Genomic DNA, 24,388 nt, shown 5'->3' on the forward strand with positions numbered 1-24,388 from the left:
AGCAAAAGAACCAGATTCTCAACGATTTAAAACTCACGCGCCGGTGGAAATAACGATGAAAGACCGTCTCTTCGCAAAACTGTCTGGGGTAGTAGTGGCTTGCGGCGTGATCGCCGGTTGTGCGAGCCAGCCTCCCGCGCCGCCGACTGCCGAGGTGTTCAACAAGTCGCTGGCCGATGCAGACGCCGTTGCGAAGGCGGGGGACCAGGACAAGGCGCTCGGCCTTTACCAGCAACTCGCGAAGTCGGATCCGACGCGCGAGGAGCCGTGGTCGCGCATTGCGCAAATCCAGTTCGCACAGAACCACTACGGCCAGGCAATCGTTGCCGCGCAGGAAGCGCTGCAACGCGACGCGACCGACCGTCAGGCGAAGAGCGTGCTGGCCGTGGCCGGCCTGCGGATCGCGACGCAGTCGCTCGGCGAGCTGCGCCAGGATGCGTCGCTCGCGGGCGACGCGAAGTCCGATGCGCAGGCGCTCGCGAAGCAGCTGCGCGACACGCTCGGCGAATCGGCGCTGTTCCCGCCTGAAACGAAGGTCGTGAAGCCGCGCCCGCCGCGCCGCGTCGTCCATCGTCCGAAGGGCGTTGCCGCACCGGCCGCCGAAGCGGCGGCAGCCACCACGCCGACGCCGCCCGCCACGCCGCAAAAGGGCAGCGCCGATCCGTTCGGCGCACTGCGCAACTGAAACCGCAACTGACGCGATAACCACAACTAACCTGGGAGCCGTCGAGATGGCCAAGAAAGAAAGCATTCAGAAAAGCTTGCAGAAAATTCGGCCGCCGCGCGTCCAGCTGACCTACGAGGTCGAGAAGGGCGATGCGATCGAGGTGAAGGAACTGCCGTTCGTCGTCGGGGTCGTCGGCGATCTGGCGGGCCAGTCCGAAATCGAGCAGCCGAAGCTGCGCGACCGCAAATTCGTCAACATCGACCGCGACAATTTCGACGACGTGATGAAGGCGATCGAGCCGCGTGCCGCGTTCCAGGTGGAAAACCGCCTGAGCCCGGAAGGCGGCAAGTTCGCGGTCGACCTGAAGTTCCGCTCGCTGTCGGATTTCAGCCCGGACGAAGTCGTCGAACAGGTCGAGCCGCTGCGCCGCCTGCTCGAGGCGCGCTCGAAGCTCGCCGACCTGCGCAACAAGCTCGCCGGCAACGACAAGCTCGAGGATCTGCTGTCCGAGGTGCTGAAGAACACGCAGCAGCTGCAGGAGCTCGCGAAGGGCACCGGCGGCGACAAAGACGGCGAATGACGACGGAGTGTTGAGATGAACCAGCAAACGGCTGCGGCCCAAGCGAGCGGCGCGGAATACGCCGCCGGGACTTCGCTGCTCGACGACATCGTCGAGAAGAGCAAGGTCGCGAAATCCGATTCCGAGCATGCCCGCGCGAAGGACCTGATCGGCGAACTCGCGCACCAGGTGCTCGACGGCACGGTGATCGTGTCGGACAACCTGTCGGCCACGATCGACGCGCGCGTCGCGGAACTCGACCGCCTGATCTCCACGCAGCTTTCCGCGGTGATGCACGCGCCGGAATTCCAGCGCCTCGAGAGCACGTGGCGCGGGATGGACTACCTGGTCAAGGAAAGCAACACGGGCCAGACGATCAAGATCAAGGCGCTGCACGCCCCGAAGCGCGACCTCGTGCGCGACTTCAAGGGCGCGAGCGAGTTCGACCAGAGCGCGCTGTTCAAGAAAGTCTACGAAGAAGAATTCGGCACGTTCGGCGGCTCGCCGTTCGGTGCGCTGATCGGCGATTACGAGATCTCGCGCCAGCCGGAAGACCTGTACTTCATCGAGCAGATGTCGCGTGTCGCGGCGGCTGCCCATGCGCCGTTCATCGCGTCGGCGTCGCCGGAGCTGCTCGGCCTCGAGTCGTTCGCCGACCTCGGCAAGCCGCGCGATCTCGCGAAGGTATTCGACACGGTCGAATATGCGAAGTGGAAGTCGTTCCGCGACTCGGAGGATTCGCGCTACGTCGGCCTGACGCTGCCGCGCTTCCTCGGCCGCCTGCCGTTCAATCCGAAGGACGGCCAGACCGCGGAGCGCTTCAACTTCGTCGAGGACGTCGACGGCACCGAGCACGACAAGTACCTGTGGTGCAACGCGGCGTGGGCCTTCGCAGCCCGCCTGACGGCTGCATTCGACGACTTCGGCTGGTGCGCGGCGATCCGCGGCGTCGAAGGCGGCGGCCTCGTCGAGGATCTGCCGACCCACACGTTCAAGACGGACGACGGCGAAGTCGCGCTGAAGTGCCCGACCGAGATCGCGATCACCGATCGCCGCGAGAAGGAACTGAGCGACCTCGGTTTCATCCCGCTCGTCCATTGCAAGAATTCCGATTACGCCGCGTTCTTCGCCGCGCAGTCGGTGCAGAAAGCGAAGAAGTACAGCACCGACAGCGCCAACGCGAACGCCGTCCTGTCCGCCCAGCTTCAATACATCTTCTCGGTATCGCGTGTTGCGCACTACCTGAAGGCGATGATGCGGGACAAGATCGGCAGCTTCGCCTCGGCGCAGAACGTGGAAACATTCCTCAACCGGTGGATTTCGCAGTACGTGCTGCTCGACGACAACGCGTCGCAGGAGCAGAAGGCGCAATTCCCGCTGCGCGAGGCTTCCATACAAGTGTCGGAGATTCCGGGGAAGCCGGGCTCGTATCGTTCGGTCGCATTCCTGCGCCCGCACTTTCAGCTCGACGAACTCTCGATTTCTCTGCGACTTGTCGCTGATCTGCCCAAATCGGCAAATTCATAAGCGAGCAAAATCGCCCGGGCGGGCCGCCTGGGTAGGACGTTAAAACCACCTCTTTGGGGAGTAGAAGGGCCATGTTACACATTCACTTGCAATTTGGTAGCCCGGCAGTCAAGGGCGAGTCGGCTGACAAGGACCATCAGGGCTGGCTTGAGCTGAAGTCGTGGGATCACTCGATCGTGCAGCCGCGTTCGGCAACGGCGTCGTCGGCCGGCGGCCTGACGCAGACGCGGTGCGAACACGGCGACATGGTGTTCTCGAAGGAAATCGATTCGTCGAGCCCGCTGCTGTACCAGCACGCGTCGGGCGGCACGACGTTCGACGAAGTGACGATCCATTTCTCGCGCGCCGACGGTGAAGGCAAGCGCGTGCAGTATCTGGAAGTCAAGCTCAAGTACGTGATCATCTCGAGCATCGCGCCGAGCGTCCGCGAGGAAGGCCTGCCGATCGAGACGTTCTCGCTGAAGTACGCAGCCGTGCAGTGGAAGCAGACCCAGCAGAAGATCGGCGGCAACCAGGGCGGCAACACGCAGGGCGCCTGGAGCCTGACGAAGAACGACAAGACCTACGCGGTCTAAGGTCGGTTGCGGCAACGGGGCGCACGGCGTCCCGTTGCCGTTTTCGCTGTGCACGCCGGCTGATGAAACGATTCGAACCCAGTTTTCTCGACAAGCTGTTTGACGACGAACCGCACCTGCCGGCCTCGGCAGCGATGCGGCAATTGTCGCTGGACGAGCTCAAGAACACGGTCGCCCGCGACGTCGAGGCGATCCTCAACACGCGTATCGCGCATACCGAGAGCGAGCTGGCGGCGCTGCCCGAATGCCAGAAGTCGGTGCTGACCTACGGGCTGAACGATTTCGCGGGGCTGAGCCTCGCGAGCCACTACGACCGCGCGTTCATCTGCAAGTCGATCCAGCAGGCCATCGCGCGCCATGAGCCGCGCCTGCAGCAGGTGCAGGTGACGTTCGAGCTGAACGAGCAAGCCACCAACGCGCTCTATTTCGCGATCCAGGCGCTGCTCGTCGTGCACCCGGCCGAAGAGCCGGTGAGTTTCGACGCGATGCTGCAACCGTCGACGCTGCAGTATTCGGTCACGCGCGCACGCGCCGCGAGAATGCAGTAAATCAAGCCGCCGAGCGGGCCGGACCGCCCGGTGGTTGATCAGGTCCGGCAGGAAATATTGAGGTTCGGGGTCGTCGATGGAAGAATTGCTGCCGTATTACGAGCGCGAATTATCGTTTTTGCGGCGCTATTCGCGAGATTTCGCCGAACGCTATCCGAAAATCGCGGCGCGGCTCGCGCTGTCCGGCGAGCATTGCGAGGATCCACACGTCGAGCGGATGATCGAGTCGTTCGCGCTGCTCGGCGCGCGCATCAACAAGAAGCTCGACGACGACTACCCCGAGTTCACCGAAGCGCTGCTGGAAGTGCTGTATCCGCACTACCTGCGGCCGTTCCCGTCGTGCTCGATCGCGCAGTTCACGCCAGCTTCGCCCGGCCAGCAGACCGAACCGGTCGTGATCGAGCGCGGCACCGAGCTGAAGAGCCGTCCGATCCGCGGCGTGCAGTGCCGGTTTCGCACCGCCTACGACGTGACGCTCGCGCCGATCCGCATTTCGGAGGCCCGATACACGCCGGTCGCGCTCGCGCCGAGCGCGACGGTGCTGCCGTCGAACGCGACGGGCGTGATCTCGATCACGTTCGAATCGCTCGCCGCGCAGCTCGATCTCGGCGCGCTGAAGCTGTCGACGCTGCGCGCGCACCTGCACGGCGAGCAGTCGTTCGTCGCCGCGCTTACCGACTGCCTGTTCGTCAACGTGCTGGGCGCGTATGTCGAGCCCGAACGCAACGGCCGCTGGACCGCGCTGCGCAAGCTGCCGATCGCGCAAGCCGGTTTCGACGAAGACGACGCGCTGATCGACTATCCGGCGAAATCGCATCCCGCGTATCGCCTGCTCACCGAATACTTCGCGTTCCCCGACAAGTTCGATTTCGTCGATTTCGACCTCGCGGCGATCACGCGCGCGTCGGGCCGCTGCCAGCGCGCGACGCTGCATCTGGTGCTGCAGGACGTGCGCAGCGATTCGCACGTCGCGCGGCTGCTCGAGCTGCTGACGCCGAGTCATTTCCGGCTGTTCTGCACGCCGATCGTCAACCTGTTCCGCCAGCACGGCGAGCCGATCCGCGTCACGCATCGCGCGGTGTCGTATCCGGTGATCGCCGAGGCGCGGCGCGCGTTCGCGTACGAGGTGTACTCGATCGACTCGGTGAAGCTCGTCAGGCAGCAGGCGCACGAGGAGTCGGTGATCGAATTCCGGCCGTTCTACTCGCTGCATCATGGTGAATCGGCGCGGATCGGCCACTACTGGTTCGCGCGCCGCAACGACTGGGTCGCGCAGAAGAGCCCCGGCTACGAAACCGAAATCTCGATCGTCGATATCGACTTCGAGCCGACGTCGCCGCAAACCGACACGCTGAGCCTCGACCTCACCTGCACGAACCGCGATCTGCCGGCGATGCTCGCGTTCGGCCTCGAGGGCGGCGACCTGTTCCAGGAGGGCGGTGCGCAGACGAGCGGCATTTCGATGCTGCGCCGCCCGACGCAGAGCGTGCGCTTCGAGCGCGGCCGCGCCGCGCACTGGCGGCTCGTGTCGCATCTGGCGCTCAATCACGTGTCGCTGGTCGCGCACGGCCTTGCGCCGCTGAAGGAAATGCTGACGCTGTACGACCTGCGGCGCACGGCCGTGTCGATGCGCCAGATCGACGGCCTCGTCGGGGTCGAGCAGCGCGGCGCCGTGCAGTGGCTGCCCGGCAAGCCGTTCGCGACCTTCGTGCGCGGCATCGAGATCCGGCTCACGATCGACGAGGAGCACTTCGTCGGCGCGAGCCTCGCGTCGTTCGTACGCGTGCTCGACAGCTTCTTCGGGCTGTACGTCCATCTCAACAGTTTCGTTCAATTGGTCGTCGTGTCGAAGCGCACCGGCGAGGAGATCATCCGATGCAAGCCCCGAACCGGCGAATCGATCCTGGCGTAGTCGACGCGCTGCTCGACGAGCCGCACCGCTTCGAATTCTTCCAGGCGGTGCGCGTGCTCGAAGGGCTGTTCGCACGGCAGGCGTCGGACGCGCCCGGCGCATGGCGGCAGGGCGACGTGGTCGCGCAGCGCATCGAGTTCCGCAATACGCTGTCGCTCGGTTTTCCGCCGAGCGAGATCGAAGGCGTGCGCTCGTTCGACGACGGCGGCGCGCTGCTCGATTCGGGCGAGCAGCGTACCGCCGCGCTCGCGGCCGGCGAGCTCGGCCACGTCGAGCTGACGCCCGCGTTCTTCGGGCTGCTCGGCGGCCAGGGGGCGCTGCCGCTGCATTACACCGAGCAGATCGTCGCGCGGGAGTACCTGCGGCGCGATCATGCGGCGCGCGCGTTCTTCGACGTGTTCTCGAACCGCGCGACCGCGCTGTTCTACGCGGCGTGGAAGAAATACCGGCTGCCGTTCCATTACGAGCTCGATCGCGACGAGCGCTATCTGCCGCTGCTGCTCGCGATCGCGGGCGTACCGAGCGACGAGGTGCGCGACAGCCTCGCGGCCGGCCCGGGCGGCGTGCTCGACGAAGCCGTCGCCGGTTACGCGCTGGCCGCACGGCACCGGCCGATGTCGGCCGCGTACCTGCAGCGCGCGCTGTCCGATTACTTCCGCGTGCCGGTGAAAATCGACCAGTTCGTCGGCAAGTGGTACGACGTGCCGCCCGACCAGTTGAGCGTGCTCGGCGAAGTCAACGCGGTGCTCGGCGCGACGGCGCTCGTCGGCGAACGCGTCTGGCAGCGCGACATGCGCGCACGGATCGTCGTCGGTCCGCTGTCCAAGCGCGATTACGAGGCCTTCCTGCCTGGCGGCGCGCACGCCGTCGCGCTCGAGCGGATGCTGACGCTGCTCGCCGGCGTCACGCTCGAATACGAGGTGAAGCTCGTACTGAAGCGCACCGAGGTCGGCGCGAGCGTGCTGGGCGCGGGCTCACGGCTCGGCTGGGATGCATTCCTCTGCACGCGCGACGCGATCGAGGACCGCTCCGATGCACGCTACGAACTGCACGTGATTCATTGATTCCGAACGACAACAACACGCAATCGAACCTGAGATCGACGCCATGAGCACGCCTCTGAAGACCCTGATCACGAAACTGAATCCGCTGTGCCGGCACGCGACCGAGCGCGCGGCGAGCGCGTGCCTGGCGCGCGGCCATTACGAGGTCGATCTGGAGCACCTGTTCCTCGCGTTGCTCGAGGAGCCCGCCGGCGACCTGCCGCTCGCGCTGCGCGCGAGCCGCGTCGATCCGCATGCGCTGCGTGCCGATCTCGAACGCGAGCTGACGCGGCTGAAGACCGGCAACACGCGTACGCCGGTGTTTTCCGTGCACCTGATCGCGCTGTTCGAGCAGGCATGGCTGATCGCGTCGCTCGATTCGCAGCTTGGCCGCATCCGTTCGGGGCATCTGCTGCTCGCGCTGCTGACCGCGCCGGATCTCGCGCAGTTCGCGCAGCGGATGTCGTCCCAGTTCGCGGAAGTGAACGTGACGGACCTGAAGCACAAGTTCGACGACGTCGTGGCCGGGTCGAGCGAGGCCGAGCCGCGTCAGGCCGATACGGACGACGGCGGCGCGGCGGCGAGCGAGGCCGGTGCGGCACCCGCGGCGGGCCCGTCGAAGACCCCCGCGCTCGACACGTACACGACCAACCTCACGCAGCGCGCGCGCGACGGCAAGATCGATCCGGTGATCGGCCGCGAAGCGGAGATCCGCCAGGCGATCGACATCCTGATGCGCCGCCGCCAGAACAACCCGATCATGACGGGCGAGGCCGGCGTCGGCAAAACCGCGGTCGTCGAGGGGCTCGCGCTGCGGATCGCGGCCGACGACGTGCCGCAGCCGCTGCGCGGCGTCGCGCTGCACGTGCTCGACATGGGGCTGCTGCAGGCCGGTGCGAGCGTGAAGGGCGAGTTCGAGAACCGCCTGAAGAGCGTGATCGAGGAAGTGAAGAAGAGCGCGCATCCGATCATCCTGTTCATCGACGAAGCGCATACGATCATCGGCGCGGGCGGCCAGGCCGGCCAGAACGATGCGGCGAACCTGCTCAAGCCGGCGCTGGCGCGCGGCGAGTTGCGCACGATCGCCGCGACGACGTGGAGCGAATACAAGAAGTACTTCGAGAAGGACGCGGCGCTGGCGCGGCGCTTCCAGGTCGTGAAGGTCGAGGAGCCGAGCGAGCCGCTCGCGGCCGCGATGCTGCGCGGGATGTCGGGCCTGATGGAAAAGCACTTCAACGTGCGGATCCTCGACGATGCGATCACCGAGGCCGTGCGCCTGTCGCACCGTTACATCGGCGGCCGCCAGCTGCCCGACAAGGCGATCAGCGTGCTCGACACCGCGTGCGCGAAGGTCGCGCTCGCGCACAGCGCGACGCCGGCCGCGATCGACGACACGAGGAAGCGGATCGAGCGGATCGACGCGGAAATCGCGTCGCTGGAGCGCGAGGCCGCCGGCGGCGCGCCGCACGACGAGCGGCTTGCCGAACTGCGTGGTGCGCGCGACACGGCACTCGAACAACTCGCGAAGGACGACGCGCGCTACGAAGCCGAGCGTGCGATCGTGGCCGAGATCACCGAGCTGCGCGATACGCTCGACAAGGCGCGCGGCCCGTCGGAAGACGGCCAGCCGGTCGACGTGCCGGCCACCCGCGACAAGCTCGCCGAACGCGTGGCGGCACTGCATGCGCTGCAGGGCGGCGAGCCGATGGTGCCGCTGCAGGTCGACGGCCATGTCGTCGCCGAGATCGTCGCCGCGTGGACGGGTATTCCGCTTGGCCGGATGGTGAAGGACGAGATCGACACCGTCCTGAACCTGCAGCCGCTGCTCACCGCGCGCGTGATCGGCCAGGATCACGCGCTCGACGCGATCGCGCAGCGCGTGCGCACCGCGACCGCGAACCTCGAGGATCCGAACAAGCCGCGCGGCGTGTTCATGTTCGTCGGGCCGTCGGGGGTCGGCAAGACCGAGACGGCGCTCGCGCTGGCCGACATCCTGTACGGCGGCGAACGCAAGATGGTCACGATCAACATGAGCGAGTACCAGGAAGCGCACAGCGTGTCGGGCCTGAAAGGCTCGCCGCCCGGCTACGTCGGTTATGGCGAAGGCGGTGTGCTGACCGAGGCCGTGCGCCGCAACCCGTATTCCGTCGTGCTGCTCGACGAGGTCGAGAAGGCGCACCCCGACGTGCTCGAGATGTTCTTCCAGGTGTTCGACAAGGGCGCGATGGACGATGCGGAAGGGCGTGAGATCGACTTCCGCAACACGCTGATCATCCTGACGTCGAACGTCGGGTCGGCCGCGGTGATGCAGGCGTGCCTGAACAAGCCGGCCGAGGAACTGCCCGATCCGGACGAGCTCGCCGAGACGCTGCGCCCGCAGCTGTACAAGACGTTCAAGCCCGCGTTTCTCGGGCGCATGAAGGTCGTGCCGTACTATCCGATTTCCGACGACGTGCTGGCCGAGATCATCGAGTTGAAGCTCGAACGGATCCGCCGCCGGATCGAGGCGAACCACAAGGCCGCGTTCGAATGGGACGAGTCGCTCGTCGAGGCGGTGCTTGCGCGCTGCACCGAGGTCGACTCGGGCGCCCGCAACGTCGACCATATCCTGAACGGCACGCTGCTGCCGGAGATCGCGGGCCACGTGCTCGGCCGGATCGCCGACGGCGAAGCCATCGCGCGTATCGCGGTGCGTGCGGACGAGGCCGGCGAATTCGCGTACACCGTCGAATGAGCGCGGCCGCGCAACGTCCAAGCATTGATGAACTGACCAAACCATGCCGATCAATCTTCCCGAGCTGCTGACGCCGATCAGCGACGCGTCGCCCAGCGGCGACGACCTGCTGTTTTCGAACGAATTCGACGCGATCCAGGACGCGCGGCGCTACGACGATCCGACGCTCGACCAGGGCGAATGGGTGACCGAGATCAAGGAGGCCGACTGGGGCTTCGTCGTCGATCAGGCAAGCGTGCTGCTGCGTACGCGCACGAAGGACCTGCGGCTCGGCGTGTGGCTGACCGAGGCGCTCGCGCTCGAGGACGGCCTCACCGGCCTCACCGACGGTTATGCGTTGCTCGAGGGCCTGTGCCGTGAGTTCTGGGACACCGTGCACCCGCTGCCCGAAGGCGAGGACACCGAATACCGGCTCGGCAACGTCGCATGGCTCTCCGGCCGCACGGCCGAGCTGCTGCGCGCGGTGCCGATGACGGACGGTGCATCGAACGCGTTCAGCACGCTCGACTGGGAAGTGGCGCAGCACGTCGCGCAGGCGATCAAGCGCGACCCCGATCACGCGGACGAGATCGCGCGCGGCAAGCCGTCGCTCGACCAGATCGATTCGTCGCGGCGCGTGACGCCGATCGCGTTCTACACGACGTTGCTGGCGAACCTGAAGGCGTTCGAATTCGCGCTCGATGCGTTCGAGGAGCGGCTCGTCGAGCGCGCGGGCGATTCGGCGCCGAGCTTCCGTCAGGCGCGCGACGCGTTCGAGACCGTGTACCGGCTCGCCGAGCGTTTTGCGCGCGAGCAAGGCTACACGGGCAGCGCGCCGCACACGCAGGCGGCGCCGCAGGCGCAACCCGAGCGCATCGAGCCGGTGTTCGGCAATTCGATCCAGACCGAGGAGACCCACGTGCAGCAGCAGACCGCGCCGCGCCCTCCGGTGACGCAGATGATCGCCGGCATCCAGAACCGCGCGCAGGCCGTCGACCAGTTGCGTGCGGTCGCGCGCTATTTCCGCCAGACCGAGCCGCACAGCCCGGTCGCGTATCTCGCCGACAAGGCGGCCGAATGGGCCGACATGCCGCTGCACAAGTGGCTCGAGAGCGTCGTGAAGGACGACGGGTCGTTGTCGCATATCCGCGAGCTGCTGGGCGTGCGGCCGGACGAGCAGTCGTAAGCGCCGGGCCTTGCACCTGAGAGCGCGGGCTCGGCGGGCCCGCGGCAGACAAGAACAGGGATTGACGCATGAACGTGACCGAACTGGCCCAGGCGATCCGCGGCGGCCTGGTTCAGCAGGATCGCCTGCTGAAGACCGACCTCCCGTCGCTGCCGAACAATGCGCTGGTGCCGCGCCGCGCCGTGATTCACGCCGAACTGGGACGCGATTTCAACGTGGAGCTCGATCTCGTGTCGAGCGCGAGCGACATTGAGCTCAAGACGCTGATCGCGAAGCCGATCACGCTGTGGATCCAGCAGGCGGACAAATCGTATCTGCCGATCAACGGTCATATCCACACGGCGCGCAGGCTCGGCGCGGACGGCAGCCTGTCGGGCTACCAGCTGGCCGTCGCGTCGTGGATGCATTTTCTCAAGTTCCGCAGCGACATGCGGTACTGGCAGGACCAGACGATCGACACGATCCTGGCCGACGTGTTCGATGCGCATCCGCAGGCCAAGGGCCGATACCAGTTCGCGCTGTCGAAGCCGCTGCCGTCGCGCTCCTACTGTCGCCAGAGCGAAACCGACTGGAACTTCGTGCATCGGCTGATGGAAGACGAAGGGCTGTTCGGCTTCTGGCGCCATGCCGGGGACGGCAGCGCGCACACGCTGGTGATTACCGACGACCTGCATGCGGTCGACGAACTGTCCCCGAATACCGTCAGGTTCGACCGCTCGGGAACGGGCAGCGAAACCACGGGTTTCACGCAATGGGCCGCGTCGCGCACCCTGCAGAGTTCGCTGCACACCACGCGCACGTTCGACTACAAGTCGCCGTCATCCGCCGGCAACCCGAACGGCACGACGCTGCCGACCAAGGCCGATCAGGGCGACCTGCCGGGCCAGACCGAAATCTACGAATACACCGGTGCGTATACGTACGCGGGCCAGGATCGCGGCGAACACCTGTCGAAGATTCGCCTTGAGCAATGGGAGTCCTGCGCGAAGCGCTTTTTCGGCGTGGGCGGCGTGCGTGCGATCGATGCGGGCCGGCGCTTCACGCTGGCGGATCACCCCGAGCACGATCGCGATTCGGCTCAGGACCGGGAATTTGCGGCCGTGAAGGTGTCCCGGTACATCGAGAACAACCTGCCGATCTCGGACCACGAGGCGAACTTCCCGCACAGCCTGCAGGACCGTCTGGCGCAGGTGAAAGCCGGCCACGGTGAAGCCGCGGCCTTCGAGGTGGGGCATGACGACGGTTCGGCCGGGTTCTATCTCGTCGAAGTCGAGGCGCAACGCGCAGCCGTGCCGTATCGCAGCCCGTTCGAGCATCGGAAGCCCGAGATGCAGCTTGAGACGGCCATCGTCGTCGGGCCGAAGGGCGAAGAGGTGTATACGGACGAGCTGAACCGGATCAAGGTCATGTTCGTCTGGGACCGGCAGAACGCGGGCACCGAAACCGCGTCGTGCTGGATGCGCGTCATGCAGTCGGATACCGGCGGCGGCTACGGGGCCGTCCATATTCCGCGTGTCGGCGAGGAAGTGCTGGTCGGCTACATCGGCGGCGACTGCGACCGGCCGATCGTCATGCATCGCGTCTACAACGGAGCGACCAAGCCGCAATGGCATAGCGACGGGATCCTGTCGGGTTTCCGGTCGAAGGAATACGCGGGGTCGGGGCACAACGAGATGGTACTCGACGACGCGACCGGGCAGAACCGTGCGCGCCTGTTCAGCAGCAGCGCGAATTCGCTGCTTCATCTCGGTTACCTGATCGAACAGAACGGCAACACGCGCGGCGCGTATCTCGGCTCGGGGTTCGATTTGCGGACGGATGCGTATGGTGCGGTGCGGGCCGGGCAAGGGCTGTACGTCACGACCCATCCGAAGCAGGCGAACAGCCAGCCGCTCGACGTGCGTGAGGCGCAACAGCAACTGGTCGATGCCGAGGGGCTGATCGAGTCGATGTCGCAGGTCAGCGAGATGCATCAGGCTGAAGCCCTTGGGGCCGGTCACGATGCACTGAAGCAGTTCGTCGATGCGACGCAGAACAGCGTGACGGGGGCGACGTCGGGCGGAAGGACCGCTGGTGGCGGGACGGGCAGCGCGAATGCGTTCACGGAACCGGTGATGTTGTTCGCGAGCCCGGCGGGGATCGGGATGGCGTCGGAGCACAGCACGCACCTGGCTGCGGATCGCCACGTCAACGTCGTGAGCGGGCAGAGCACGCATCTCGCCAGCGGGAAATCGCTGGTGGCGAGCGTCAAGGAGAAGCTCAGTCTGTTTGCGCAGAATGCGGGCATGAAGCTCTTTGCCGGGAAAGGTGCCGTCGAGATACAGGCGCAGAATGACAACGTCGAGATGGTCGCGCAGAAGACGATCAAGGTGCTGTCGGCGACCTCAACGATCGAAGGCGTCGCGAAGGAAGAGATTCTGCTGACTTCCGGCGGCGCGTATGTCCGGATCAAGGGCGGCAACATCGAGATTCATGCACCGGGCAAGATCGACGTGAAGGGCGGGCAGCACACGTTCAGCGGGCCGACGAGCATGCATAAGACGTTCAAGGCGGAAGGCAAGAAGGCAGACATGCGGATTCGATATGTAGATGCCGACGGCAACGTGCCGCACGGGGAACCGATCAAGTTCACGACCGAGGACGGGACCGAGCATAGCGTCGCGCTCGACGCGGAAGGCAAGGCGGAATTGAAGAACATCGATTTTGAAGAGTTCGTGGCCAGTCAGTTCAAACGGACGGGGGAGTGAAAATGGGCAAGCCACTTGTTCAACATAACGTCTGTATTGATCTGCCGGGGGAGCCGGTCAAGTGCGCGGCCGAGACGGAATTGACGGTGCTGTTACGCAAGCATCGGGATGTGGTATTCGATATCCAGCTTCAGGCCGGCGCGACCTATACCGTCACCACGACGCACCCCGATCAACCGAACGGGCGCTTTTATGACACGAAGCGGAAGATGAATGTCGGCAAGACGACGTTCAAAGATGGGGAGCCGTGCCACATCTGGATCGGCCGTACTTTCGAGGGGAGTCTGATTCTCAAGCAGGGCGAGAAGGTGCTTGGGCACTATCCGATTGCCAAAATGGACTGCACAAAGGGCTGTACGGATGATCCGAAGGATAAACCAGCGCCGGTTCTGATTGTGCTCCACAACGATAAGGAGTGGGCGAAGGACCTGATCCGGATTTCGGATGCTGGAGTCCTGGGAAAAGCTGCTGCGGCACCGTCCTTGATGTCCGCTCTGGATCGGGCCCGCCAAGCGCAATCCAAAGGTGATTTATCCGGCCTGATGAGTAATAGCCCGTTCCAATCTAAAAAAACGATGGCGGGTGCGCCCAATGTTTTCTCGGGGGAGGCATTAAATGTTTCCGCGGACGGGCGGGAAATAAAATACTCCGTTCACATGTTTTCCGTAAAGCGGAATGCCGGTGTGGAGGAGCCAAATTGGGTGCTGAGATTCTTCAAAGAGGGTGACAAACCTTACGAATTCAAGCCTAATCCTCACGATGTCATATCGAGGAACTGGCTTCTGATGCAGGTCGGAAATATCGGTGCGTATATCAGGGATGCTTGGTATGGAAATGAGCCTTGGGCAAGGGATTTTTTTAAAAGATCATTTTTTTTAATCAAGCGTGGCGGTGAAACGGTACTTGCATTCTCCACCGTCCCGGAAGATTGGAAAACTCTGGGATTTTTATTGGTTGGCTATGCGCGGGAAGTGCAGCCCGGTACCAAGCTGGCAACGATAGCCGGAGGGGCTGGATCATTGTCATCCGCAGGAGCGGCGGCGTGGAATGCAGCCAAGGGATCCTTTTCCGGGAATGCACTGGTCGCATTCTTTATTGGGGCGGGTATAGACACGATCGTCTGGTTTTCGGATTCAAATCAGGATTTCAGGGATTTAATCGCAATATTGTTGGTGGATGCATTCAAGGCGGCATTGGTTGGTGCTGCAATAAGCTTGGCCAACGCTGGCATAGTTGCCATGGCTGCAGCGACCGGAGTGACTGTAGGTGCTCTGGCGATAGGTGGATTTGTCCTGATTTTGGGTGTTGGTTTGCTTGTTGATTATTTGTTCGATGCCAGTGGGAAGAAATTCGTGAAATTGCTATTTCACAATCCGAAGGCTATCGTGGATGAAATCGATGGCATGGTGCGGAGGGCCGGTAAGGCACTCGAAGAAAAGCTGCCGAAGGATTATGGTGACTATTATTCAGGGTCGCAGTGGATGATGCTTCCCTGAGGATTCACTTCCGGTAATTTTTGAGGATTTTTATCTGACGATGATGGAAGCAAATGTTGATGGCCACCCAGTCGATGACGGTTCGCCGATAGATTTTCATGGAAAGCTGGCTGCGATAGAGTTGGCTATTGGTTTGCTTGTGGCCGCCATATATTACGTATTTTCCAAGTTGGGTGTGATGGCGGATTTGTTGTGGAAATCGATAGTGGTTGTTCAGTTTTGCATATCGATTGTTTTGTTTGTTCATTATGTTATGAATCGGCAGCCTCGAAGGCTCTGGGTTGAGGGTGTTGTTTCGCTGTTTTACCTGGGGCCGTGGTTGATGATCGCATTGTTTTGGTTATTCTATATATCATATGTTCCGATGCCTGGAATTTTGAAGGTTTCCGTGATCGCTGTATGCTTTGCTATTATTGGGTGGCACTCGTTCAAGGTTTTGTTGGATTTTCGTCGCGCCGCTAAAAGCGAATCGGTTGTGAATACAATTTATTATGAAAGTGGTGGGAAATTGGTCTTCCGTAATTCGCTGGGTGGCTATATTGACCAATTGACTTCGCGGAATCCGTTGAAAGGATCCTTGCTTTCAGTGGTTGGTTATTCGATGCCTTTTGCTGCGGCATTTGGGTTGAGTGCTAACCATGTTTTTGGTGAGAACATTGGTCCTCATGTGCTGGGTGTTGTTTTGTCGCTCGTTGGGTTCCCGATGTCGATCTGGATCATTGGAAATGCCTACGTGCGATCGATTTTTTTTCGAGTTTATTTGCCATTGAGGCTTGAACGAAAAACCGGGAAGAAAGTTATTCTGAGTTCATGAATAGCCTGATGCTCGCGGCGGTTTGAAGCGAAATTTCATATCCGCGTGATACCACGCAATTCTCGGAGAGAATCTGGTCGCCGGTGCGGTCCTCATCGTGTGCGCGTATGTGCTCGGAACGCCACTGTTTCTGGTCGATTCGCCGCCGTTGACGATCGCCGCTGACGGAGCAACGAACGATGACTCTTCTGGATTACTTGAAACAGGCGTCCGATCAGTGAATGCCCGATTCTCGGGCTCCGCGCTACGGCGATCAGCTGCATAACATGGGCGGATGCGACCAAGTGTGATCCGCAACCAGTCGTCATATCCGAATCACGAACCGCCGATGCGATTCCGTGCCCGCCGCATATTCACTGGGTGTGGCGGATGGACCGCCGTCGCAGCTCGAAATGTCGATCCAGGATTTCGAGCAGTCGCCGGGCGTTGTCCGTTTGCGTGGGAACGCGCCGTAGCGCATGGTGAGCGGCGTGCCGAGGTCGCCCTCACAAGGTGGTGGCCGCCCCCAAGCCCCCCGCAACCCGCTGCCCGATCCCGGGATGAGATCTTGCGCTGCGGCGAAATGAACGCAGCGCTGTACACTGGCCGGGATGGCGAGAGGGCGATCCTTGAAGTTGGTTTTGAGCATACCCAGATAAGGCACCATTCCTATCAGCTCGCCGGCTTCCTCCGACATGATGGATGAAACTGCATAGAGCAATCCGACAAACTTAATCTGAATCGGCACGCCTTCAATAGCGAGATCCGTGTCGTCCCTGCGTTTGGTCATGCAATACACTGCACCGGAATTCCCCGCGATTGTTCCAGGCCTTCGCGGTACACACGCCGTTCGCGGACGGTTCTCCGCTGCGCTGCGAGTCGCTGCGGCAGGCTTGCTGTTCGTGTCCATGGCGGCGTGCAGCAAGTCGGATCCGACCTACACCAGCATTTCGACCGAGGCGCTGAACTACCTGCCGTACAACCTCGTTCGGTTCACGATCACCGACCAGTTCGGCAACAAGGCACGCGGCGGCGGTGATCTCGAACCTGGGGCAGGGGAGGGCAGCATCGCCTGCTGCTATTTGCTGAAGGGCACCGATTTCAAGGTTCAGTGGACGTATTACGATGCGGACGACTGGCGGCCGGGCGAGCAGGTGAAGAAACAACAGGCGGAGACGGACGTTTCATTGCCGCCGACGAGGGAGCCGGACTCGATCGGCTCACGCATTCTCGAAGTTCACTTCTATCCCGATCGTCATGTCGAACTGGCATTTCCCGGCGAGATGCTGGGCAGTACGCGATTGCCGATCGTCGACGTGTCGCGTGACCTGACGAAACGGTACGGCAAACGGCTCGACGAAAAGTACAAGGACAACGACGCCCAGTTGCACCGCCGGATTGCGAGAACCGTTGCGGAAGCCTGGATCAAGTACCGCTTCACCGATCGCAGCGACCTCGAGCAATACGCGTATTACGCGCTTCTGGTGAATCCTCGGTTCGACGCGCACCAGGAGGCGCAGAAACTCATTCAGTCAAGCAAGGGCAAGCCGGGCGCATTCGCGAAGGCGGTAGCCGCGCTGTCGCCTTCGGTTGTGAAGGAGCTTGGGCGAAACCGATTCCAGGCGGTCGCGGTGCCGTCGATTCCGGCGGGGCTGTTGCCGCCGCCACGTGAGGAGAACAGCCATGGCAGGAGCTAACGATCGAAACGCCATTCGACTCGATCCTGACGATGCTACGCCGCAGAGCGTTCGAATGGCCGTCGACAGGATGGCGACGGCCAACTATCCGAAGGGAGATTGTCTGCCGTGCGGGGCAACGATCCGTATCGGCGTGTTCTTCGTACCGCAAGGTCGTCCCTGATACGCAGGGCGTGAACTTTCTGCCGCATGCGGAGGTATTCCTGCGCTGGATCGCCGTGCGATATCAGGATCCGGAATTCCGTCATTCAGTGACGGATCCGGCGACCGAGTGGCGCAAGGATGTCGAAAAAGCCGACTACGACCGGCGCGATGCCAAGGCAAAGCTCGACTGGGCGATGATGGGCCGCCAGCGGATGGATTCGCCCGAAATTCAAAAGCTGAAGCTCGCGAAGCAGGCGGCGGACAAGCGTTACAACGACCTGTGGAGTGACGTCCCGCCGAGCAACTATACGACGGTCTGGCAGCGCCTCGACAAGGAGGCGAAGGAGATGACCGGCAAGTGGGAGAAGATGCGGCCGGAATACGAGGCCCAACAGCAGCGCCGCTTCATGCAGTCGTTCAACAACAAGCTGACCTATACGCCGCTGTTCCTCGCGCCTGCGTTTGCGCGCCACGTCGAACTGAACGAGGACGAGGTTGCGCTGGTCAAGGCCTGGGAGCAGGGGTATTCGGGGAAGAACCCGCTTCCGGCGGAGGTGATGGCGATGTTCGACATGCTCGTCCACGATACGTTGCTGACGAGTTGGCAAGATCACGTGCTCGCGCCTTCACTGTACTTCAGGACTCGGGACAAGGACGTGTTTGGAAAGACCGACTACGTGAAGGAAGATAAGCAGCGCAAGAGCGACGATCTCACCGCCGAACGGGTCGAGCAGGCGAGCAGGCAGAGCCAGCAATGGGCGAAAAGCTACCAGCGGACGCCGCCCACGCATTGACGTCATTCAGCGGCGCGCAATTATCTATCGCCGACACCCCGCCACACCGGGGCGGCTCATCGCGAGCCGCCTCCCGCAAACTTACTGCCCCACCCGGAACTCGATCCGCCGATTCCTCGCCCGCCCGTCGGCCGTATCGTTCGGCGCGATCGGCTGATCCGGCCCGACGCCCGTCGTCGTCATCTGCTGCGGCGGAATGTTCTTCGTGATCAGGTAACCCTTCACCGCATCCGCGCGCGCCTGGCTCAGCGCGATGTTCGACGTCCGGTTCCCCGAGTTGTCGGTGTGGCCGATGATGTCGACCGTGCGGTTCTGCATCTTCGCGAGCGCGGCCGCCATCTGGTCGAGGATCAGCCGGCCCTGCGGCGTCAGCGTCGCGCTGCCGGTCTCGAACTCGATCGTGCGATTGGCGAGCGTCTGGTCGAGCACGCCCTGCTCGGACGCCGACACGCGCAACCCGTTCTTGATCGTGTACGTCGGGTTCAGCGTGTTCGCCATGTCGCTGGCGAGCTGCTGGCGCTGCGCCTCGTTGTGCACCTCGCCCTTCATCTCGATCTGCGTGCCGTTGATCTTCAACTGCCCCTTGCTGATCTGCTTGAGTTGCGTGCCGAGCAGCTTCTGTACGTTGGCGCTCCAGTTCGGCGGCGTCGCGACGTCGCCGACCTCGATCTGGTCGACGACGTTCGTCGTGCCGTAGGTATCGCGCAGCTTCTGCAGCACGGCGGCCTTGGTCGCCTCGTCGGGCACCTTGCCGCCGACGACGACCTGGCCGGGCGCCGCGTTCGCGGGCGGCGGCGTGATCGTGCCGGCCGTGCCGCGCACCACCGTGCCGGACGCGGTGCCGGCGCTCGGGTTCGACGACGGCAGCGCGGTCGTCGCGACCGTGCCGTTGCCGACCGGCGTGACGGTGGCGCCGGTGTTCTGCGCGAAGGCCGCGCCGCTCGCGACGAGGCCGGCGGCGAAGAGGGCGGCGAGGGCGGGCGAGAGGGCGGCCGAAAGACGGGCGCGCCGGGCGTGAATCGTGCGATGCATCCCGTCAGCCTCCGATGAACGCTTCGCGGAACGCGTCGATGGCGACGCGCAGCGAGAGTTGCGGTTGGTCGAGGTAGCTGACGAGCTTGCTGATCTGCTGATCGTTTTGCGCATGGGCGTCGATCCACTCGGGATCGTCGATGTCGATGTTGTGGGCGGCGTAGGTCTGCGGGTCGACCACGCTCAGCAGCGTCTTGGAAGACGCGCCGTTGAAGCCGATGATCAGCCGTTCGCGTTCGGCGATCGTGCCGATGAAGATCGCGAGCTCGAAGTCGGCCTGCGCGACGAACGGCGTGATGAGTTCGAGCCAGAACGCGGCGACGAGGCTGCGGTAGAACGGATCCACGGGCAGCGGTAGTGTGAGCCCGCGCTCGATGTGCGACGAGCCGCTCTGCATCACGGGCCGCAGCAGCGAGCCGAGCGCGAGCATCGCGCCGCGCAGCCGCACCGGATGGCCGCTTTCGAGCAGCATCTGCTGCAGGCCGTACAGCGACTGATGTTCGACGAAATCGTTGAAGGTACCGTCGTGCGACGTACCGGGGCCGCCGACATCGATCGGCACCTGCGTGTCGCCGAGCGCCTGCAGCGCGCCGGGCGGCTCCTCCTTCGCGAGCAGCGCCGGCATCTGCGCCGCCACGCGCGACCACAGCCGCGCGAACGCGAGCGGGCTGCGCGCGAGGAACGCGAGCGGCTGGTCGACCTCGAGCGCGGTCGCGCCGAGGAACGGGAAGCGGCGCATCGACACGTCGTGGCTCGCCACCATGTGGCCCGCGATCGCGAGCTTGCTGCGCGAGCCGATGAATGCGAAATGCATCGGCTTCGCATCCTCGTAGACGATCTTCCAGCGTGGATCTTCCGCAAGCAGCTCGAGCGCCTGCGCGATCCAGCGATCGAGCGTCTGCAGCAGCTGCGGATTGTGTGCGCTCTTGACGAAGTCGCCGCGCGACGGAATCTTGCCGAAGTAGGCGATTTGCGCCTGGACGGTTTGCGTCATTGCGCCCCCTGTGCATGCGTTGCGTTGGCGGCCGCGACGGCCGGCGCGGCGGCCGGCGTGCCCGTGCCGGCGGACTGCGTTGCGTTCAGCGCCGCGCCCGCGCTCGCGTCGGCGACCGACGACGGCAGCTGCAGGCCGCGCAGGCTCTGCTGCTGCGGCTGGTCACCGCCGCCGCCGGACGGTTGAGACGTGCTGATGATGCGCATCGTTACCGACACGTTCACGCTGCCCTGCGCCCACGTCAGGTCGAAGGTGCCGTCCGGGCGGCGCTTGCGCTGCGCCGAGTTGATCAGCTTCTCGAGACCGTAGCGGCCCGGCTCGTTGACGAGCTGCACCGTGCGGCCGTCGAAGGTCGTCGCGGACAGCGTCGCGCCCGGCGAGCCCTGCGGGTTCGGCCAGACGAAGTTGGTCCACTGCGGCGGCGTGTTGCGGTAGCGCAGTTGCTGGCCGTCGATCGCGATCGTGTATTCCGTCGTGCCCGTGCTTGGCTGCGGCAGAATCTGGAACACGGTCTGCGGCTCGGACGACGCGGCCGCGCTGCCGGCGGCGCCGCCCGCGAGCGGTGCGACCCAGCGTGCGAAGCCGTTCGTGAAGTCCGGCGTGAGCCCGATGCCCATGTCGCCCCACGTGCGGGCGGCGAGCGTGTCGCCGCGGCGTACCGCGAGCGGCCCGAGCGTCGTGCCGACGAACTTCGCGATCGAGCCGTCCGGACCGAACACCTGCGCGATCTCGCCGGCGCCGGCCTCGACCTTGGCGTTCGCCGCGAACGGGTACTTCGTCGCGAGCGAGTTCTGGAACGGCTGGTAGACCTGCGCGTTCCACACCTTGTTGACTTCGGCGCTGGCCGGCTGGATCACGACCGCGAACGCCTGCATCAGCGGCCGCACGAGCAGCGGGCGCAGCGACTTGCGTTGCGAATCGGTGAGGCCCGTCAGCATCTGCTCGTCGACGAGCTTCAGCGAATCGGCGAGCTCCGAACCGTTGCCGTCGAGCGTCTGCTGCATCAGCTGGCGCGCGCCCGGGCCCGGGTCGCCCTGGTTCTTGATCACGTTGAAGCGGGTACGGACCTTCGACAGCGAATCCATGTAGCCCTTGAGCATCGACGTGCCGTCATGCGTCGCGACGATCCGCGCGAGCCCGATGAACTCCTGGCCGATCGGACCCATCGGCACCTCGGCCGGATTGCCGTTGATGTCGATGTTGGCCGCCGCCACCTGGCCGGCCTGCGAGCGCGTGAACAGCTGCTTGACCCAGTTCACCACGCCCGTCTGCGCCTTCTTGATGGCCACGTTCGCGAGCGACGGGTTGTCCCACGACGTCTGGTCGTACGCGGTCTCGAGGATCTTGCGGATCGGCGAATCCTGCGGGTCGCCGAGGCGGTTCATCCCGTCGACGGCCTGGCCGAAGCTGCTGAAGCCCTGCACCGCGATGCCCTGCATGAACTTCTGCCAGTGCTGCGCGTACTCGGTCTTGTACATGCCGACGAGCGTCTTCTGGATCTGCTCGGGGCTGCCCTCGAGCGTCAGGTCGTCCTGCGTCGACGTGTTCAGCACCCAGTCCTTCGCCTGCAGCTCCTTGGTCGCCGCGTCGCGGATCGCCGGCTGCACGTAGTCGAACCACGCTTCGCGCGTGAACGTGCCCGGAATCGCGTAGCTGCCCGCCACGAGCGACTGGTTGCCGTCGCCGACGATGCGCGCGATGGTCATCGGCGCGAAGCGGGTCGACGCGCGCGCCTTGATTTCCTCGTAGACGCGCTGGCGGGCCGGCATGCCGCGCACGACGCGGCGCAGGTTCTCGCGGGTCTGGTCGACGAGCGCGAGGTTCGCGTCGATCATCGGCCAGTCGTCGTCGTTCACGCGGGACAGGTAGAACGAGATCATGCGCTCGGCGCTCTTGATCATCTCGTCGCGCGGCATGTTGCCGCGATTCGTCTCGAGCCAGCCGCGCCAGAAGCGGGCGAGCTGGTCGGTCAGGTGCGCCTGCTCGACGTGGCGCTTGTCGGACAGCATCAGGTACGTCTTCAGCGCGTTGTACGCGTCCTGCACGTTGGTCGGCGACGCGTCGCTGTAGAGGCCGCCCTGCGGTGCGGCGGGCTGTTGCGCGGCGGCCGGCGCGGGGCCGGACGCGGCCAGTGCGGCACCGGCCTGCGGCGCGGCGCCTGCCGCGTTGGTCGAGACCGGCAGCGTGCCGCCCTGCACGGCGCCCGATTCGGGCGGGCGCGTCATCGGCACGAGCTGTTCGGGGTGCGCGTTCACGTCCTTCATGAACGACGCGAGGTTCTGCGACACCGGAGCCAGTAGGATCTGGCGCACGCCGTTGTAGTACTCGGTCAGCAGGTGCTGCTCGAGACGGTCGCCCTGGTACAGGCCGAGCGACACGGACAGCGGCTTGTCGCGGCGGAACTGCTCGAGCTGCTCGATCCGGTCTTCGAGGATGTCCATCGCCTGCAGGCGCGACTGCAGGTCGTTGCGGCCCTGTTGCAGGCGCGTGACGTTGTCGAGGTCGGCCTGCACGTTCGACACGAGTTGCTGGTTGCCGATCGTGGACCAGGTCCAGCCGCCGAGCGCGAGCGCGAGCGCCGCGACGAAGCCGAAGAAGGTGGCGTAACGCAGCCGCGTCTTGGTCGGGCTTGCGAACTGGCGCACCGTCTGGCGGTCGGCGAAGATCACCTTCGAGAACAGGTCGCGCAGGAAGAAGCCGTTCTTCGAGAACGCGCTGTGCGGCTTCGGCAGCGCGTTTCCGTCGAGGCCGAAGCGGTGCGCGATGCGCTGCGCGGCCGCGCTGTTGGTTTCGCCTTCCTGCAGGGCGCTGGTGAAGTAGAAGCCGCGGAAGATCGGCTTGTACTGGAACGGGTTGTTCTCGAACAGCGTCGCGAGGAACGCGCGCAGCGACGGCTTGATCGTCGAGAATTCGAGCGGGAAGCTCAGCTGGCCCGGCGACAGCTGGTTGCCGCGCGACAGCGACAGCTGCGCGACGCTGATCTCCTTCAGCCCTTCGTAGAGTTCCTCGAAGTGCGTATCGAACTGCGCGACCACGTCGCGCTTGTCGTCGGGCTCGTAGGGCAGGGTGGCGCCCCACACGCGGTCGTACTCGTGCTTGTCGCTGCTGCTGAAGAATTCGGTGAAGCCGGTGATCAGGTCGGCCTTCGTGAACATCACGTAGACCGGCGCGAACACTTCCAGCTTTTCCGTCAGCTCCTGAACGCGCTGGCGGAGGTTTTTCGCGAGGTTGATCGCGAATTCGGGGCGGTTGCCGGTGAGTTCGGCGATGCTCGCGGTGACGATGATGCCGTTGATCGGCGCCTTCGGGCGATAGCGCTTGAGCAGGCCGAGGAAGCCGAGCCATTCGCTGCGGTCTTCCTCGTGCACCGAATAGCGGCCGGCCGTGTCGAGCAGGATCCCTTCGGTCGTGAAGAACCAGTCGCAGTTGCGCGTGCCGCCGATGCCGTGGATCACGGCGCTGTTCTTGTCCGCGAACGGGAATTGCAGGCCGGAGTTGAGCACGGCGCTGCTCTTGCCCGCGGCCGGGTTGCCGATCACGATGTACCACGGCAGTTCGTACAGCGCGGAGCCGCCCGACACCTGGCCGATCTTCGACGTCTTGATCGTCTTCACCGCATCCGACAGGCGCGTGCGCAGCACGTCGAGGTCGGCGGTCTTCGAATCGGGGGCGAGCGCGGCTGCGGCGGGCGCGGCGATCTTGCCGGTTTCCGCCTGCTCCTCGAGCACCTGGCCGAGCTGCTGGTTCGCGCGCTTCACGCGCCAGCGGCGCCACAGCGCGACGACGAGCCACAGCGCGAGGATCGCCGCGAACGCGATCGCCGCCCACAGGAGCGGCAGCTGCAGCATGTCGGCGACGATGAAGAGAATCGCCGCTAGCGCGACGATCCCGACAATCGAGAGCGTACGCGGATGAGTCAGCACGTTGAGGATGCGTTGCATAGGACGTTCAGGTTCCGGTG

Annotated in this window: 17 protein-coding genes and 1 pseudogene; 14 read left to right on the forward strand and 4 right to left on the reverse strand. The window is 64.3% G+C overall.

The genetic code is table 11. The features are described from left to right. The first annotated feature begins 55 nt into the window (after nucleotides 1–55). The 12 genes from HWX00_RS27750 to HWX00_RS27805 all read left to right on the forward strand — a co-directional run bounded on the left by HWX00_RS27750 (nucleotide 56) and on the right by HWX00_RS27805 (nucleotide 15,787). A complete protein-coding gene (locus tag HWX00_RS27750; protein ID WP_034187527.1) occupies nucleotides 56–685 on the forward strand; it encodes a tetratricopeptide repeat protein in 630 nt (209 codons plus the stop codon). 46 nt (nucleotides 686–731) lie between these two features. Next, nucleotides 732–1,247 (forward strand): type VI secretion system contractile sheath small subunit, encoded by a 516-nt coding sequence (gene tssB, locus HWX00_RS27755; RefSeq protein WP_006484395.1) that lies wholly within the window; start codon nucleotides 732–734, stop codon nucleotides 1,245–1,247. 15 nt (nucleotides 1,248–1,262) lie between these two features. Then, nucleotides 1,263–2,753: a type VI secretion system contractile sheath large subunit gene (tssC, locus tag HWX00_RS27760; RefSeq protein ID WP_034187526.1), complete on the forward strand. Its 1,491-nt coding sequence runs from the start codon at nucleotides 1,263–1,265 to the stop codon at nucleotides 2,751–2,753. 71 nt (nucleotides 2,754–2,824) lie between these two features. Continuing rightward, nucleotides 2,825–3,328 carry an Hcp family type VI secretion system effector gene (locus tag HWX00_RS27765; RefSeq protein ID WP_034187525.1) on the forward strand — a complete coding sequence of 168 codons (504 nt, stop codon included), beginning with the start codon at nucleotides 2,825–2,827 and terminating at the stop codon, nucleotides 3,326–3,328. A gap of 62 nt (nucleotides 3,329–3,390) precedes the next feature. Then, nucleotides 3,391–3,876, forward strand: a complete 486-nt coding sequence (tssE, locus tag HWX00_RS27770) for a type VI secretion system baseplate subunit TssE (protein ID WP_034187524.1) — start codon at nucleotides 3,391–3,393, stop codon at nucleotides 3,874–3,876. A gap of 76 nt (nucleotides 3,877–3,952) precedes the next feature. Next, on the forward strand, nucleotides 3,953–5,788 hold the full coding sequence (gene tssF / locus HWX00_RS27775) for a type VI secretion system baseplate subunit TssF (protein WP_034187523.1): 1,836 nt from the start codon (nucleotides 3,953–3,955) through the stop codon (nucleotides 5,786–5,788). Continuing rightward, nucleotides 5,752–6,852, forward strand: a complete 1,101-nt coding sequence (gene tssG, locus HWX00_RS27780) for a type VI secretion system baseplate subunit TssG (protein WP_034187522.1) — start codon at nucleotides 5,752–5,754, stop codon at nucleotides 6,850–6,852. The genes tssF and tssG overlap by 37 nt, the downstream gene beginning before the upstream one ends. 43 nt (nucleotides 6,853–6,895) lie before the next feature. After that, the gene (tssH, locus tag HWX00_RS27785; RefSeq protein ID WP_175027130.1) at nucleotides 6,896–9,565 is read left to right on the forward strand and encodes a type VI secretion system ATPase TssH; all 2,670 of its coding nucleotides are present in this window, start codon (nucleotides 6,896–6,898) and stop codon (nucleotides 9,563–9,565) included. Nucleotides 9,566–9,608: 43 nt separating this feature from the next. Next, nucleotides 9,609–10,730, forward strand: a complete 1,122-nt coding sequence (gene tssA / locus HWX00_RS27790) for a type VI secretion system protein TssA (RefSeq protein ID WP_175027131.1) — start codon at nucleotides 9,609–9,611, stop codon at nucleotides 10,728–10,730. 68 nt (nucleotides 10,731–10,798) lie between these two features. Next, on the forward strand, nucleotides 10,799–13,477 hold the full coding sequence (locus HWX00_RS27795; RefSeq protein ID WP_175027132.1) for a type VI secretion system Vgr family protein: 2,679 nt from the start codon (nucleotides 10,799–10,801) through the stop codon (nucleotides 13,475–13,477). Nucleotides 13,478–13,479: 2 nt separating this feature from the next. Then, entirely contained in the window at nucleotides 13,480–14,973 is a 1,494-nt protein-coding gene (locus tag HWX00_RS27800) for a hypothetical protein (RefSeq protein WP_175027133.1), read from the forward strand. 40 nt (nucleotides 14,974–15,013) lie between these two features. Then, nucleotides 15,014–15,787 (forward strand): hypothetical protein, encoded by a 774-nt coding sequence (locus HWX00_RS27805; RefSeq protein ID WP_154233737.1) that lies wholly within the window; start codon nucleotides 15,014–15,016, stop codon nucleotides 15,785–15,787. A gap of 541 nt (nucleotides 15,788–16,328) precedes the next feature. On the opposite strand, the pseudogene HWX00_RS27810 reads toward HWX00_RS27805, so the two are convergent. Beyond that, nucleotides 16,329–16,550 (reverse strand): annotated as a pseudogene (locus HWX00_RS27810) (hypothetical protein); the annotation flags it as partial. Between the two features lie 4 nt (nucleotides 16,551–16,554). Between HWX00_RS27810 and HWX00_RS27815 the strand changes: the two are divergent. Both HWX00_RS27815 and HWX00_RS27820 read left to right on the forward strand, forming a co-directional pair. Then, a complete protein-coding gene (locus HWX00_RS27815) occupies nucleotides 16,555–17,463 on the forward strand; it encodes a DUF3304 domain-containing protein (RefSeq protein WP_069706001.1) in 909 nt (302 codons plus the stop codon). Nucleotides 17,464–17,636: 173 nt separating this feature from the next. Further along, a complete protein-coding gene (locus tag HWX00_RS27820; RefSeq protein ID WP_226194245.1) occupies nucleotides 17,637–18,401 on the forward strand; it encodes a hypothetical protein in 765 nt (254 codons plus the stop codon). 81 nt (nucleotides 18,402–18,482) lie between these two features. Here HWX00_RS27820 and HWX00_RS27825 read toward each other — a convergent pair whose 3' ends face one another. The 3 genes from HWX00_RS27825 to tssM are packed head-to-tail and all read right to left on the reverse strand — an operon-like array spanning nucleotide 18,483 to nucleotide 24,368. Beyond that, a complete protein-coding gene (locus HWX00_RS27825; RefSeq protein ID WP_124670902.1) occupies nucleotides 18,483–19,433 on the reverse strand; it encodes an OmpA family protein in 951 nt (316 codons plus the stop codon). Nucleotides 19,434–19,437: 4 nt separating this feature from the next. Then, the gene (gene tagF, locus HWX00_RS27830; RefSeq protein WP_175027134.1) at nucleotides 19,438–20,427 is read right to left on the reverse strand and encodes a type VI secretion system-associated protein TagF; all 990 of its coding nucleotides are present in this window, start codon (nucleotides 20,425–20,427) and stop codon (nucleotides 19,438–19,440) included. Continuing rightward, nucleotides 20,424–24,368, reverse strand: coding sequence for a type VI secretion system membrane subunit TssM (gene tssM / locus HWX00_RS27835; protein ID WP_034187514.1), 3,945 nt, complete (start codon nucleotides 24,366–24,368; stop codon nucleotides 20,424–20,426). The genes tagF and tssM overlap by 4 nt, the downstream gene beginning before the upstream one ends. Between the last annotated feature and the right edge of the window lie 20 nt (nucleotides 24,369–24,388).

Source organism: Burkholderia seminalis DSM 23518, assembly GCF_902832885.1.
Lineage (GTDB): Bacteria > Pseudomonadota > Gammaproteobacteria > Burkholderiales > Burkholderiaceae > Burkholderia > Burkholderia seminalis.